Consider the following 14,835-nt stretch of genomic DNA (forward strand, 5'->3'; position numbering starts at 1 on the left):
GGACGGCCGCGACCGGGCCGCCGACCGCCGGCCGGGGCCAGCGGGACGAGACCGTCCCGGGGCCCCAGGCCGGCCGCGGTGGCAGGCCCGGCGGCGGCACCGCTCTGCGCTCGCCGCCGCTCATCGGCGGGCGTGGTCGCGGAAGCCGCGGCCGGTCTTGCGGCCCAGGCAGCCGGCCGCGACCAGGTGCTCCAGCAGCGGCGCCGCGGCCAGCCCCGGCTCGCGGAACTCCTGGTGCAGCACCCGCTCGATGGTCAGTGACACGTCCAGGCCGACCACGTCCAGCAGCTCGAACGGGCCCATCGGGTAGCCGCAGCCGAGCTTCATCGCGGTGTCGATGTCGTCCACCGTCGCGTAGTGCTCCTCCAGCATCCGCACCGCGTCGTTCAGGTACGGGAAGAGCAGCGCGTTCACGATGAAGCCGGCCCGGTCCCCGCACTCCACCGGGTGCTTGCGGACCGCCGCGCACAGCTCCAGCACGGTCGCTGTGACGTCCGGCGCGGTCAGCACCGTGGAGACCACCTCGACCAGCTTCATCGCGGGCGCCGGGTTGAAGAAGTGCATCCCGATCACGTCCTGCGGGCGCGAGGTGGCGCTGGCGCAGCTGATCACCGGCAGGCTGGAGGTGGTGGTGGCGAGCACCGCGCCCGGCTTGCAGACCTTGTCCAGGACGGCGAACAGCTCGCGCTTCACCGCCAGGTCCTCGGTGACCGCCTCCAGCACCAGGTCCGCCTCGGCCAGCGCGGTGACCTGCGCGGACGGTGTCACCAGGGCCAGCGCGGCGGTGCGCTGGCCGTCGGTCAGCCGGCCCTTCTCCACCGAGCGGTCCAGCGAGCGGGCGAGCTGGGCGTGCGCCCGGTCGGCCTTCTCCTGGGTCCGGGCCAGCAGCGTGACCTGGAGGCCGGCCTTGGCCAGCACCTCGGCGATCCCGATCGCCATCGTGCCGGAGCCGCAGACCCCGACGCTGTGCACCGGCCGGCCGGCCGGCCGCGGCGCGGCCACCGCCTCGGCGGTCGGCACCACCTTGGAGGAGCCCGGCGCCTCGTAGCCGTAGAAGCCGCGGCCGGTCTTGCGGCCCAGCAGGCCGGCCGCGACCAGCTGGCCGAGGATCGGCGCGGGGGCGTGCAACCGGTCCCGGGACTGCTGGTACATCGCCTCCAGGACGGTGCGCGCGGTGTCGATGCCGATCAGGTCGAGCAGGGCGAGCGGGCCCATCGGTAGGCCGCAGCCGAGCCGCATCGCGGCGTCGATGTCCTCACGGGTCGCGTAGCGCGACTCGTACATCGCGGCGGCCTGGTTGAGGTAGGCGAAGAGCAGGCCGTTCACCACGAAGCCGGCCCGGTCGCCGGCCGCCACCGGCTCCTTGCCCAGCTCGCGGGCGAAGTCGGCGGCCTGCGCGGCGACCTGGGGATCCGTCAGCACCGTGCGGACCACCTCGACCAGCTTCATCGCGTGCACCGGGTTGAAGAAGTGCAGTCCCAGCACCCGCTCGGGGCGGCCGGTCGCGGCGGCGATCCGGGTCACCGAGAGGGAGGTGGTGCCGGTGGCCAGCACGGTCTGCGGCGGGCAGATCCGGTCCAGCTCGGCGAAGAGCTCGCGCTTGAGCTCCAGTTGCTCGGGGATCTCCTCGATCACCAGGTCGGCCTCGGCGGCGGCGTCCAGCTGGTCGCCGACGGTGATCAGGGCGAGCAGCGCGGCGCGCTCCTCGGAGGTGAGCCGCGCGCGGGCCACCGCGTGCGCGGTGGCCTCCTCGATCCGGGCCAGCGCCCGGCCGGCGTTGGCGCCGTCGGCCTCGATGCCGATCACCCGGCGGCCACTGCGGGCCACGGCGACGGCGATGCCGGCGCCCATGGTGCCCAGGCCGACCACGGCGACGGTGGGGAAGGGACGCTCCATGTGTCCTGACTCCTAGTCACAGGTCCCGCGGGCGCGCTCCGGGCGCGCCAGGGCGCCAGGAGGAGGGTTCGCGCCCGCGGGCGGAAAGGGATGACGGGGGCGGTGGGCGTCCGCGAGGCCGGTCCGCTCCGGCCGTGCCGCGGAGATGCCAAGCGCGAGGGGTGAGGAGGCGGTCCTGGGGGCTGGTCGCCCCGGACCGGGAAAAGTCGCGTGCCGTCCGTCCGTGCGAGGGCACGCGGCCGGCGCCCCGCTGGTGCGGCTCCCGAGGCCCAGCGTGGTGCGTGCCGGTCACTGTAGCGAAGTTACCGCGAGGTAGGAAGGGGGTGTGCGGGGTCGCGAGGCGCCTCCGGAGCGCTTCTCGGGGTGGTACTGGCGCGGTCCGGGCGGGCAGGCGTCAGCATGGCGCCAATGAGACCACTCGTTGGGGGAGTTCCGTCGGCGAACGAGGACGGGCAGCATGGATCGTATGAGTACCACCGTCACTGAGCAGCAGGTTCCGGATCGCCCGCCGACCGCCGACGCCCGGGCCGAGCGGGCCGCGCGGGCGAGGGTCGCCGCTGCGCGGCTCAGTGCCGAGGGGGTCGACGGCGTCGTCCTCGGCTGGGTCGACAACGCCGGCCTCAGCCGGGTCAAGACCGTCCCGGTCCGCCGGCTGGAGCAGGCCGCCGCCTGGGGCGTCGGGGCCGCCCCCTGCTTCGACGTCTTCCTGGTCGACGACTCGATCACGGACAGCCGCTGGATCGGCGGCCCGGCCGGCGATCTGCGGCTGATCCCTGATCTGGACCGGCTGGTCCGGCTGGCGGGCCAGCCCGGGTGGGCCTGGGCCCCGGCCGACCGGTTCGCGCAGGACGGCACGCCGCATCCGGGTTGCCAGCGCCGCTTCGCCCGGCGGATGGTCGCGGCGGCCCGGCAGCGCGGCCTGGAGCTGAAGGCCGGGATCGAGGTGGAGTTCGTGCTCGCGCTGGCCGGCCCGCCGGCCGAGCCGCCGGCCTACCCGACCTCCGGCCCGGCCTACGGGATGCACCGGCTCACCGACCTCTCGGACTGCCTGCGTGAGCTGCTCCGCGCGCTCGACGAACAGGGTCTGGCCGTCCTCCAGCTCCATCCCGAGTACGCGCCGGGCCAGTTCGAGGTCTCGGTCGCCGCCGAGGGGCCGGTCGGCGCCGCCGACACCACCGTGCTGGTCCGGCAGACGATCCGCGCCGTGGCCGCCCGGAACGGCCTGCGGGTCTCGTTCGCCCCCGTGGTCGAGCCCGGCGGCGTCGGCAACGGCGGCCATCTGCACCTCTCGCTCTGGCGCGACGAGCAGAACCTCGGCCAGGGCGGCCCCGGGCCGTACGGGCTGACGGCCGAGGGGGAGTCCTTCCTGGCCGGTGTGCTGGCCGAGCTGCCCGCCCTGCTCGCGCTGGGCGCCCCGAGCGTGGCGAGCTATCTCCGGCTGGTCCCGCAGCGCTGGGCCGGCGCCTACCAGTGCTGGGGGCTGGAGAACCGCGAGGCCGCGCTGCGGCTGATCCCCGGCCCACCCGACGAGGGGCCCGGGGCGGCCAACGCCGAGGTCAAGTGCTTCGACGCGACGGCCAACCCCTACCTCGCGGTGGGCGGGGCGATCGCCGCCGGCCTGGCCGGCCTGGACGCCCGGCGGGCGCTGCCGCCCGAGGTGCCCGGCGAACCGTCCGCGCTGCCCGAGGGGGCCGTCCCGCGCCTCCCGGCCGGCCTCGCGGAGGCGCTGAGCGCGTACGAGACGTCCGGCGTGCTGCGCGAGGCGCTCGGCGAGCCGCTGTACGAGGCGGTCCGCGCGGTCCGCCAGGGCGAGTTGACGCTGTTCGCCGACCGCTCCGCGCAGGAGATCGCCGAGGCCACCCGCTGGCGCTACTGACGTCGTGACCGCCACACCGCCCCTCCTCCCACCCCCCTCTCCCGGCCTGCTGGACCACCACTGCCACAGCGTCACCGTCGCCGAGTTGGACGACGCCGCCTTCGCGTCCCTGCTCACCGAGTCCGACCGACCGCCGGCAGCCGGCACCGACCCCTTCGACAGCGCCCTCGGGCTGGCGGTGCGCCGCTGGTGCCCGCCGGCCCTCGGCCTGCCCGCGCACGCCTCGGCCACCGACTACCTGACCCGCCGCCGTGCCCTGGGCGCGCGGGAGGCGACCCGCCGGCTGCTCCGGGCCGCCGGGCTCTCCGCCCTGCTGGTCGACACCGGCCTGACCAGCGCCGCGGGCCGGCCGATGCTGTCGCTCAGCGAACTGGCCGAACTGGGCGGCGGCGCGGTCCGCGAGGTGGTCCGGCTGGAGTCCGTCGCCGAGCGGCTCGCCGCCCACGCCCCCGCCGCCGCCGACTGGCCCTGCGCGCTGCGCGACGCGCTGACCACCGCGCTCGGCCAGGCCGTCGGGGCCAAGTCCGTCCTCGCCTACCGCACCGGCCTCGACCTGGCCGCCCTGGCCGAGCGGCCCGACCGCGCCGAGACGGTCCGCGCCGCGGGCGTCTGGCTGGCCGGCTCCACCGGACGGCTGGCCGAGCCGGTGCTGCTCCGCCACCTGCTCTGGACCGCCGTGGACCTCTGCGCGCAGCGCACCCCGCCGCTCCCGCTGCAACTGCACACCGGCTTCGGTGATCCCGACCTGACCCTGCACCGGGCCGATCCCTCGCTGCTCACCGGCTTCATCCGCGCGGTCGAACCGACCGGCGTCCCGCTGGTCCTGCTGCACGGCTACCCGTACCACCGCCAGGCCGGCTGGCTCGCCCAGGTCTTCCCGCACGTCTACACCGACACCGGGCTGACCCTCTCCCACCTCGGCCCGCGCGCCGTCGACATCCTCGGCGAGCTGCTGGAACTCGCTCCCTTCGGCAAGGTCCTGTTCTCCACCGACGGCTACGGCCTGCCCGAACTCCACCTCACCGGCGCCGCCCAGTTCCGGCACGCCCTGGCCGGCCTCCTCACCGCCTGGCAGGCCGCCTCCAGCTGCACCCCGGCCGACGCCGCCCGCCTCACGGCCCTGCTCGGCACCACCAACGCCGAGCGCCTGTACGCCGTGTGACCCGCCCCGGCCGCGCCTTCCCGACCGCCCCCGGCCGGCACCCCGTCCCCGGAGGCGGCCCGCCCGACCTCCCCGACCGCGGCTCGCCCCCGCGCGCTCGCCGGCACCGCACCGGTACTCACCACACTCCTGGGGCCCCGCGGTGAAAGCCGTCGGACGGCCGGCGGGTCGCGGACCGGCCGGGTGGTGGCGGTCAGCCGGTGCCCCTCCCGTGCAGGTCCGGCACGTGTTGGAGCCAGGCGGGGCGGGCGGCCTGGGTGCGGGCGGTGCGGGCGGCCTCGGCGGCGCGGAGTTGCTCGTCGGTGGCGAAGGCCTGCGGCAGCCAGGCGGCCGAGGAGGCGGCCCGGGCGGCGAGGTGCGAGACGTACGCCTCGCGGTGGTCGGCCAGGTCGGGGAAGGCCGGCTCGTCGGCGAGCCACTCGTCCGGGACCAGCGCGACCACCTCGCGCAGCAGCCCGGCCGTCACCCGCGGTGCCAGCTCGGCGTCCGCGGCGCGCACGTCGGGGTGGTAGCCGCCGAGGGCGTGGGCGCTGAGGTCGTACGGCTTCGCCACCGCGCCGGCGGCGCCGCTCCAGCGGTGGTGGAAGACCAGGGCCGCGCCGTTGTCGATCAGCCAGAGCCGGCGGTGCCAGGTCATCAGGTTCGGGTTGGCCCGGGTGCGGTCGACGTTGGCGGTCAGCGCGTCCAGCCAGACCACCCGCCCCGCCTCCAGCGGGCCGACCGCCGCCGGGCCGGCACCCGGCCGGCCCGCGGTGGGCGGGGTGAAGTCGTGGGCACCGGGCAGGTAGTCCATCCCCAGGTTGAGTCCGGCGCTGGCCCGCAGCAGGTCCTGGATCTCCGGGTCCTCCTCGTGCGCGGCGACCGCCGGGTCGAAGTCGACCAGCACCAGCTCCGGCACCCGCAGCCCGAGCCGCCGGGCCAGCTCGCCGACGATCACCTCGGCCACCAGCGCCTTGCGGCCCTGTGCGGCCCCGGTGAACTTGACCACGTAGGTGCCCAGGTCATCCGTCTCGACGACGCCCGGCACCGAGCCGCCCCTGCGCAGCGGGTCGAGATAGCGCAGCGCCCTCACCTGATTCAGCACACCGGCCACCCTACGACGCGGTCCCGGGCGGCGGACCGGGCCCGGTCGTGGACGCTGTCGCGGGTGCCCGGCGGGGATGTGGTTGGCTTGCCCCGTCGTACCACCCCACACCCCGTTCAGCCGTCCCGCGCGCCGTGCGGCGGGAACAGAAGGAGCAGCCATGGCCCAGGTCCACGCCAGCACCGAGCGGACCTACGCCGCCTCGACCGAGCAGGTCTACGAGGCCCTCGCCGACTACCGCACGGTCCGTCCGAAGCTGCTGCCCGCCCAGTACAGCGAGTACGAGGTCCGGGCCGGTGGCATCGGCGCGGGCACCCAGGTGCACTGGAAGCTGCAGGCCACCGAGAAGCGGGTCCGCGACTGCCTGTTCACGGTCACCGCGCCGGCGCCCGGCAAGCTGGTGGAGACCGACGCCAACTCCTCGATGGTGATCACCTGGACGGTCAGCTCGGCCGGCGCCGGCCAGACCAAGGTCCAGATCGAGACCACCTGGCAGGGTGCGTCCGGCATCGGCGGCTTCTTCGAGCGCACCTTCGCGCCCAAGGGCCTCAACCGGATCCACGACGAGGTGCTGGCCCGGCTCGCCGACCAGGTGAAGTAGGACCGCCCACCACCTGCCGGTCGGTCCGAGGGACGGGAGCCGGCGACGACCCGCCGGACGTCCGTGCGAGCGGCCAGCCGTCCGAGTGGTCCCCGGCCCCGGGCGGGTGACAGCGGGCGAAGCGGCCCGCCGTGCCGCCCTAGGCTCACGGCCGTGAATCTGACGATCCTTCATGTCTCCCAGCCGGTCGACGGCGGTGTCGCCCGCGTGGTCACCGACCTGGTCCAGGGGCAGCGCGTCGCCGGCCACCGGGTGCTGGTCGCCTGTCCGCAGGGCGGCCGGCTCGGCCGCGAGGCGGTGGCGGCCGGCGCCGAGGTCCTGCACTGGCCGGCCCGCCGCTCGCCCGGGCCGTCCGTGCCCGGCGAGACCCGACGGCTGCGACGGCTGGTCCAGGCCGCCGCGCCGGACCTGGTCCACCTGCACAGCGCCAAGGCCGGGCTGGCCGGCCGGCTGGCGGTCCGTGGCCGGCTGCCCACCGTGTTCCAGCCGCACGCCTGGTCGTTCGCCGCGGTCACCGGCCCGCTGGCGAGGGCCGGTTGCCGCTGGGAGCGGTACGCGACCCGCTGGGCCGGCTCGGTGCTCTGTGTCAGCGAGCAGGAGCGGCTGGACGGCCTGGCGGCCGGGGTCCGGGCCGACTACACGGTCGTCCCCAACGGCGTCGACCTGCGCCGCTACGCGCCGGCCGAGCGCCGGGCCGCCCGGCTCTCGCTCGGCCTGGACCTCTCCGGGCCGCTGGCGGTCTGCGTGGGCCGGCTCTGCCGGCAGAAGGGCCAGGACCTGCTGCTCGCGGCCTGGCCCGCGGTGCTGCGCCGGGTGCCGACGGCCCGACTCGCCCTGGTCGGTGGCGGCCCGGACGCCCAGGCGCTGGCGGCCCAGGCCCGGGCGCTGCCCGAGCCGTACCGGGTCCGGCTGACCGGCGACGTGCCGGATCCGCGGCCCTGGCTGGCCGCGGCCGACCTGGTGGTGCTGCCGTCCCGCTGGGAGGGCATGGCGTTGGCGCCGCTGGAGGCGATGGCGATGGCCCGCCCGGTGCTGCTCACCGACGTCCCCGGCGCCCGCGAGCAGTTGCCCCCCGCGCACCGTGCCGCGGGTCTGATCGCCGCGCGGGACCCGGCCGCGCTCACCCACGCGCTGGCGGAGGCGCTGGCCGATCCGCTGGAGTGCGCCCGCCGGGGCGGGGAGGCGCGGGAGTGGGTGACCGCCCGGCACGATGTCCGTTCGGTGGTGGCCAGAGTGTCGGAGCTGTACCAGAAGTCGATCGGGGACGGTCAGCCGCCGTCCCGTGTCCCCGCGCGGATCTGATCGTTCTCAGGCTGTGAAAGTCCTACCGGGTAGCGTCGCCGAATTCGCGTCAAGGTCCGCACCGAAGTTCGATCTCGGGGCCGAACTGGCCGGGAAATGCGATGGATTGTCGATTATCCGGCGATCGACCGAGGTATTCGGTCGGAAATTCCTACTAATGGGCGGGTGGAATGAAATGGCCAGTCAACTCCCGGAAAGCTAGCGACTGTTCGGTAATGTCTGACTTTGCCTGCTTCTTTCTCCCAGTGCGAGATCCTCGACCGGATCCCTCGACTCGACTCGACGTGAATCGACTCGCCTCGACGGGCCGGGGCGAGAGCCGCTCGCCCGACCAGCAGGTGCTACCCGGACCGCGCCCACGGCGCCGGGCTCGCGGCGCCGGCCTCTCCCGGTTCCGGGATCTCGCCACCAGGGGCACACAGCAGGGGAGTTCGTGCGCGATGACCATTGACCACGAGAGCGTGCCGCGGGCCGAACCGGCCGGCCGGCGCCTGTCGACCGAGCTCCTCGACCGGCCGGCCCGGCCACCGGCCTCGCCGGACGCGCCGTCCTCCGGCCGGGGTCACCGCGGGCTGCGCTCCCGCACCGCCGTCCCGGCCGGTCTGCTCGTGGTCGACGCCACCGCCGGCTGCGCCGCCGCCGCGGCCTGCGCCGCCGACCCGGCGCACCCGCTGGCCGGCGCGGCCGCGATGCTCCCGCTGCTGCTGCCGCTCAACCTGGCCGGCGGCCTCTACCGGCTCCGGATGACCCCCTCCGCCCTCGACGAACTGCCCGCCCTGCTCGCCCGGGCCGCGGTCGCGCTGGCCTTCGCCGTCACGCTGGCCGGCTGCCTGGCCGGCCGCTGGCCCTCGGCCGGTCCGGTCACCCCGCTGCGGCTGCTCACCCACCTCGCCGTCTTCCTGTGCACCGCCGCCCTCGGCCGGGCCGTGCTGTACGGGGTGCTGCGCAGGGTCCGCCGGCGCCGCCCGGTCCCGGTCCTGGTGCTCGGCGCCGGACCGCTCGGCCAGCGGGTGGCGGCCGCGCTGCGCGAGCGACCGGAGTACGGCATGCGCCCGGTCGGCTACCTGGACCCCGACCCGCACCTGCTGCCCGGCGACTCCCCGCTGCCGGTGCTCGGCGGCCGCGAGGTCCTGGAGCGCGAGGTCCGCCGGCACGGCGTCCGCCGGCTGATCGCCACCGCCGCCCAGGAGCAGGAGACCGCCGTCACGCTGCGCGAGGCCACCCGACTCGGCTGCCAGGTCTGGCTGGTGCCCGCGCTGCGCGAGCACGGCTCGCTGGAGCCGGCGGTCCGCCGCGGCCCCGACCACCTCTGGGGCTTCCCCTGCCTGGAGCTGGGCCGTCCGGCGATGCGCCGCCCGGGCTGGGTCGTCAAGCGCGCGCTGGACATCACCGCCGCCGGTCTCGGCCTGCTGCTGCTCGCTCCGGTGCTGGCGCTCTGCGCGCTCGCGGTGCGCTGGGACACCGGCCCCGGCGTGCTCTTCCGCCAGCAGCGCACCGGGCTGGACGGCAGGACCTTCACCGTGCTCAAGTTCCGCACCCTGCGGCCCAGCAACGAGCACGAGTCGGCGACCCGCTGGAACATCTCGCAGGACCACCGGATGGGCGCGATCGGCCGGCTGCTGCGGCGCAGCTCGCTGGACGAGCTCCCGCAGCTGTGGAACGTGCTGCGCGGCGACATGACCCTGGTCGGCCCGCGCCCGGAGCGCCCGTACTTCGTGATGCGGTTCAGCCAGGCCTACCCGGAGTACGCCGACCGGCACCGGGTCCCGGTCGGTCTGACCGGCCTGGCCCAGGTCAACGGCCTGCGCGGGGACACCTCGATCGAGGACCGGGCCCGCTTCGACAACCACTACATCGAGAGCTGGAGCCTCTGGCAGGACGTCAAGATCCTGCTGCGCACCGCGGCCCTGCTGGCGCGCCCGGACGGGAGCTGACACACCGTGGCCCTGGCCCTCCCGCTGCCGCTCCCCACCGCCTTACGCCATCCCGGGCGGGCACTGCTCAGCCGGCCCAGCCTGCTCGCCGCCGCCACCGTCCTGCTGGTCTGTGTGCCGACCGGCGAGGAGGACGTGACGGCGGCCGTCCACGTCGCCCCGGCCGACCTGGCCTCGATGGGACTGGTCGCGCTCACCGGCCTCGACCTGCTGCGCGGCCGGACGGTGCGGATCAGCCGCCCGGCCGCCGTGCTGTTCGCGGCGGTGGTCTGCGCCGCCGCGGCGGCCACGGTGGCCTCCGTCGACCCGTCCGCCAGCCTGACCGGCTTCGTCCGGCTGGTGCAGGTCTTCGTGCTGGTCCCGGTGGCGGTGCTGGCGGCCCTGCGCGACCGCACCGACCTGCGGCTGGTGCTCGGCGCCTTCGTGCTCGCGGCGCTGGTCGAGGGCGGGGTCGGCACCGACCAGTACCTCACCGGCACCGGCGCCTCGTACGCCGGCGAGCCGATCCGGGCGGTCGGCACCTTCGGCGCGCTGGACATCATGGCGATGTCCGGGGTGGTCAGTTTCGGCCTGATCGCGGCGCTGGCGCTGGCCCTCACCGAGCGCGGGAACCGCCGGCTGCGCGGGGCGCTGCTGGCCGTCGCGGCCTTCCTGCTCGTCCCGCTCGCGGTCTCCTTCAGCCGGGGCAGCTGGATCGCCACCGCGGTGGCGGTGACCGTGCTGCTGCTGAAGTTCGACGTCCGGGTGCTGTTGCGCGGCGTGGTGCCGGCGCTGGCCGCCGTGGTGGTGCTGGTGGGCGGCCTGGGCGCGGGTGGCGGCGGGGTGGCCGAGCGGCTCGGCAGCATCGGCTCGGTCTCCGGTGGCAACGAGGACCACTCGGTGAGCGACCGCTACGACCTGTGGGCCACCGCCCGGTCGATCTGGGCCGACCACCCGGTCACCGGCGCCGGCCCGAAGAGCTTCCCGCAGCTGCGCGACTCGCACGCCCCGCTGCGGCTCTCCTCCGGCAGCGACGCCGCCGACGCCACCATCGGCTTCGAGCGCGAGCCGCTGCTCTCCCCGCACAACATGTACTTCCTGGTGCTCAGCGAACAGGGCCTGGTGGGCATCGTCGCGTACGGCGGGCTCTTCCTCGCCCTGCTGCTCGGCTGCCTGCGCCGCCCGGGCCCGGACGGCCTGGCCGCCGTCGGGCTGCTCTGCTGGATCCTGGTGGATTTCCTGTACGCGGACATCGGCGGCACCACCACGGTGCTGACCTCGGTGATCCTCGGCATCGCCGCCCGGCGGGCGTTGCCGGACCAGGTGGACGGGACGCGATGACCCCCAGCCAGAGCCTCACCGTCCCACCTCCACCCCCCTCGCCATCACCGGCCCCGGCCAGCACGCCCGCACCGCGCGCCGAGTCCTTCCTGGCCCGGGCCTTCGGCGTCACCGCCGTGCTCAGCGCGGCCGGCTCGGCGCTCGGACTCCTCCGTGACCTGCTGCTGGCCCGGTTCTTCGGCGCGGACGAGGGCACCGACGCCTTCCTGGTCGCCTGGACCGTGCCGGAGACCGCCGCGCCGCTGATGATCGAGGACGCCATGGCGTTCCTGATGATCCCGGCCTTCAGCCTGGCCCTGGTGCTCCGCGAGGAGCGGCCGGACGGTCCGGACCCGGTCGGGCAGCTGACCGCGGCCACGCTGCCCGGGCTGCTGGCGGTGCTCTGCGCGCTCTCCGGGGCCACCACGTTCTGGGCCCCGCAGGTGGTGCACGCGCTGGCCCCCGGGCTGGCCGACCCGACGCTGGCCGTCACCTGCACCCGGATCACCGCGATCACCATCCTGCCGTTCGGGGTGGCCGGCTACCTGGGGGCCGCGCTGCGGGCGCACCACCGCTTCACCGCGCCCGCCGGCATCTACGTGGCCTACAACCTGGGCATCCTGGCCGTGCTGACGGCCTGCCACACGCTGCTCGGGGTGCGCGCCGCCGCGCTCGGGGTGGCCTTCGGCAGCCTGCTGATGGCCGGGGTACTGGTCGGACCGTTCACCGCCCGGCTGCGGGCCGGCCGCCGTCCGGCCCGGTCCGTCGGCCCGGCGCGGGCCCGCGGACTGGTGCTCAGCCCGCTGGCCCTGCTGCCGGTGGCCGCCTTCACGCTCAGCCGGCAGTCCCAGGTCTTCATCGAGCGCTACCTGGGCTCGGATCTGCCGGCCGGCACCATCTCGCACCTGAACTACGCCGCCAAGGTCTCCCAGCTGGCGATGACCACCGCCATCCTGATCTGCACGGTGACCTTCCCGCTGGTCGCCCGGGCGCTCGCGGCCGGGGACCTGGAGACCGCCCGCGACCGGGTCGAGAAGGACCTCGGTCAGGCCGCCGCGGTGGTCCTGGCGGGCATGGCCTTCCTGTTCGCCTGCGCCCACCCGGTGGTCGCGCTGCTCTTCCAGCGCGGTGCCTTCGACGCGGCGGACACCCGGGCCACCGCCCAGGTGATCCAGGTCTACAGCTTCGGCCTGCTGGCCCAGGCGCTGATCGGAGTGATGGTCCGGCCGTTCTTCTCGATGCGGCCGGCCGTCCGCCGGGCCGACGACCCGGGACCGGAGCACGCCGGTGGCGGACTGCTGGACTGGTACCCGGTGGCGGTGATGGCGGTCGGGCTGGTGATCACCACCACCGTCGGCCGGCTGGCGATGCCCGACTACGGCGCGCTCGGCCTGGCGGCCGGCAACGCGGCCGGCATCAGCACCACCGCCGTGCTGCTGCTCCGCGGGCTGTCGCTGCGCGGCATCGCGCTGCGGATGCCGCAGGTGCTCGGCGGCCAGGCCCGGCTGCTGGCCGCGGCGGCCGGTGCGGCGGCGGTCGGCACGGTCGCGGCCGAGGTCAGTACGGTGCCGGTGCTCTCGATCGCCGCCGGTGGGCTGGCCGTGCTGTTCGGCTACGTCGCCCTGGGGACCCTGTTCGGCGCCCGCGAACTGCGCGGCCCGGTCCGGTCGGCGCTGCGGCTGGTCCGGCGGGCCGGCACGCGGGTGCCGGATCCCCGTGACATCCCGGAAGAAGGAGCGCTGTCCGATGGCCACTGATCCCGGTTCCCGGGCGGGTCTGCCACGGCAGGCCGCGGGGCAGGCCCGCCGCGGAGCACCGTGGATCCTGATGTACCACTCGGTGGCGGACGAGGAGGAGGATCCGTACCTGCTCACCGTCAGCCCCGAGCGGTTCGCCGCCCAGATGCGCTGGCTGGCGAGCCGCGGCTGGCGCGGGGTCAGCATCCGCGACCTGTTCGCCGCCCGGGCCGCCGGGCAGGGCGGCCGGCTGGTCGGCCTGACCTTCGACGACGGCTACGCGGACGTGGCCGGGCACGTCGTTCCGGTGCTGCGCGCCTACGGCTTCACGGCCACCGCGTACCTGGTCACCGACCGGCTCGGCGGGGAGAACGGCTGGGACGCCGAAGGACCGCGCAAGCAACTGCTCAGCGTCCAGCAGGTACGCGAACTGGCGGGCGCCGGTTGGGAGATCGGCTCGCACGGACTGAGCCACCGGTCGCTGCCGGGCGTCCCGGCCCAGCAGTTGCGGCGCGAAGTACGGGACAGCCGCCGGGTGTTGGAGGGGCTGGTGGGCAGTCGGGTGGGTGGCTTCTGCTACCCGTACGGCGCGGTGGACGAGCCGGCCGCGCGGGCCGTCGAGGAGGCCGGCTACGACTACGCGGTGGCGATCGGGCACGGCCCGCTGGCCGGCCGGTACGCGCTGCCGCGCTGCTACGTGGGCGACCGGGACGGTGCCTGGCGGCTGCGGGCCAAGCGACACCGGCAGGGGCTGCGTGACGTGGTGGCCGAACTGCGCCGCGGCGGCCGGGGGGTGGCGCGGTGAAGGTGCTGCACGTCATCACCGGCCTGGCGGCCGGCGGCGCGGAGCGCCAACTCCTGCTGACCCTTCGCCACCTTCCGCGGCACCACTGCGAAGTGGCCACCCTGACGAACCCCGGCACGGTCGCCACCGCGCTGCGCGCCGAGGGTTTCACCGTGTACGACCTGGCGATGCGCGGCAACCGTGACCTCGCCGTGCTGCCCCGGCTCACCGGGCTGATCCGGCGCGGCGGTTACGACGTGGTGCACACCCACCTCTACCGGGCCATGCTGTACGGCCGGTTGGCGGCCCGGCTGGCCGGGGTCGGTGCGGTGGTGGCCACCGAGCACTCGTTGCACGCCGGGACCATCGAGGGCCGCCCGGTCACCGCCGGGGTCAGGGCGCTCTACCTGGCGGCGGAACGGCTCGGGTCGACCACCATCGCGGTCTCCGGGCAGGTCGCCGCCACGCTCGCCGACTGGGGCGTGCCGGCGGGACGGGTGCGGGTGCTGCCGAACGGCATCGACGCCGCGCACTACGCGCTGCCCACCGCCTCCCGGGCCGCCGTCCGGCAGACCGTGCGGAGCGAGCTCGGACTTCCCCAACGGGCCTATGTGGTCGGCGCGGTGGGGCGGCTGGTGCCGGGCAAGCGGTTCTCGGTACTGGTCGAGGCGCTGGCCGGGCTCCCGCCCGAGCGCGATCCGCGGCTGCTGCTGGTGGGGGAGGGGCCCGAGCGGGCCGCCCTGGAGGCGCGGGCCCGGCGGCTCGGGGTCGCCGACCGGCTGCTCTGCACGGGTGAACGGGACGACGTGCGCGACCTGTTGACCGCGATGGACGTGCTGGCGGCGCCCTCGGTGGAGGAGACCTTCGGGCTGGCCGTGCTGGAGGGGTTGGCGGCCGGCCTACCGGTCCGCCACAGCGCCTGCCCGGCGCTGGACGAGCTGCCGACCGAGGCCGCGCCCGACGCCCGCAAGGTGCCCTCCGACCCCGCCTCGTACCTGGCCGCGCTGGCCGCCCCGGTACCCCGGCGCAGCCCGGAGCAGTCGCCGCCACCGGCTGTGGCCCACTACGACATTGCCCGCACGGCCGCCGAACTGGCCGACCTGTACCAGCGGTTGGGGCGCGGCGCACGGCCCGTTCCGGCCGGACCGAGGGAGTCCTGAG

The 14,835-nt window shown here is 75.7% G+C and carries 11 protein-coding genes; 9 read left to right on the forward strand and 2 right to left on the reverse strand.

Annotated elements, in window-relative coordinates; all coding sequences use genetic code 11:
* Window positions 1-120: 120 nt before the first annotated feature.
* On the reverse strand, window positions 121-1,896 hold the full coding sequence (locus ACIGXM_RS13825; RefSeq protein ID WP_396560311.1) for a 3-hydroxyacyl-CoA dehydrogenase family protein: 1,776 nt from the start codon (window positions 1,894-1,896) through the stop codon (window positions 121-123).
* Window positions 1,897-2,362: 466 nt separating this feature from the next.
* Between ACIGXM_RS13825 and ACIGXM_RS13830 the strand changes: the two genes are divergently transcribed.
* On the forward strand, window positions 2,363-3,772 hold the full coding sequence (locus tag ACIGXM_RS13830; RefSeq protein ID WP_396560313.1) for a glutamine synthetase: 1,410 nt from the start codon (window positions 2,363-2,365) through the stop codon (window positions 3,770-3,772).
* 4 nt (window positions 3,773-3,776) lie between these two features.
* On the forward strand, window positions 3,777-4,934 hold the full coding sequence (locus ACIGXM_RS13835) for an amidohydrolase family protein (RefSeq protein WP_396560315.1): 1,158 nt from the start codon (window positions 3,777-3,779) through the stop codon (window positions 4,932-4,934).
* Window positions 4,935-5,127: 193 nt separating this feature from the next.
* Here the strand turns inward: ACIGXM_RS13835 and ACIGXM_RS13840 are convergent, their stop codons facing one another.
* Window positions 5,128-6,018 carry a HipA family kinase gene (locus tag ACIGXM_RS13840; protein ID WP_396560317.1) on the reverse strand — a complete coding sequence of 297 codons (891 nt, stop codon included), beginning with the start codon at window positions 6,016-6,018 and terminating at the stop codon, window positions 5,128-5,130.
* A 160-nt stretch (window positions 6,019-6,178) separates the two neighbouring features.
* Between ACIGXM_RS13840 and ACIGXM_RS13845 the strand changes: the two genes are divergently transcribed.
* The 7 genes from ACIGXM_RS13845 (at window position 6,179) to ACIGXM_RS13875 (ending at window position 14,834) form a co-directional block, all read left to right on the forward strand.
* Window positions 6,179-6,619, forward strand: a complete 441-nt coding sequence (locus ACIGXM_RS13845) for an SRPBCC family protein (protein ID WP_396560319.1) — start codon at window positions 6,179-6,181, stop codon at window positions 6,617-6,619.
* A 153-nt stretch (window positions 6,620-6,772) separates the two neighbouring features.
* A complete protein-coding gene (locus tag ACIGXM_RS13850) occupies window positions 6,773-7,921 on the forward strand; it encodes a glycosyltransferase (RefSeq protein WP_396560321.1) in 1,149 nt (382 codons plus the stop codon).
* 440 nt (window positions 7,922-8,361) lie between these two features.
* Window positions 8,362-9,855, forward strand: coding sequence for an exopolysaccharide biosynthesis polyprenyl glycosylphosphotransferase (locus tag ACIGXM_RS13855; RefSeq protein ID WP_396560323.1), 1,494 nt, complete (start codon window positions 8,362-8,364; stop codon window positions 9,853-9,855).
* A gap of 6 nt (window positions 9,856-9,861) precedes the next feature.
* Entirely contained in the window at window positions 9,862-11,175 is a 1,314-nt protein-coding gene (locus ACIGXM_RS13860) for an O-antigen ligase family protein (RefSeq protein ID WP_396560325.1), read from the forward strand.
* Window positions 11,172-12,911, forward strand: a complete 1,740-nt coding sequence (locus ACIGXM_RS13865; protein ID WP_396560327.1) for a lipid II flippase MurJ — start codon at window positions 11,172-11,174, stop codon at window positions 12,909-12,911. The genes ACIGXM_RS13860 and ACIGXM_RS13865 overlap by 4 nt, the downstream gene beginning before the upstream one ends.
* The gene (locus ACIGXM_RS13870) at window positions 12,901-13,695 is read left to right on the forward strand and encodes a polysaccharide deacetylase family protein (protein WP_396560329.1); all 795 of its coding nucleotides are present in this window, start codon (window positions 12,901-12,903) and stop codon (window positions 13,693-13,695) included. The genes ACIGXM_RS13865 and ACIGXM_RS13870 overlap by 11 nt, the downstream gene beginning before the upstream one ends.
* A complete protein-coding gene (locus ACIGXM_RS13875) occupies window positions 13,692-14,834 on the forward strand; it encodes a glycosyltransferase (RefSeq protein ID WP_396560331.1) in 1,143 nt (380 codons plus the stop codon). Before ACIGXM_RS13870 ends, ACIGXM_RS13875 begins: the two co-directional genes overlap by 4 nt.
* The last annotated feature ends 1 nt before the right edge of the window (window position 14,835 follow it).

Origin of the sequence: Kitasatospora sp. NPDC052896 (assembly GCF_044547075.1) — a bacterium.
In the GTDB taxonomy this organism is placed as follows: Bacteria; Actinomycetota; Actinomycetes; order Streptomycetales; family Streptomycetaceae; genus Kitasatospora.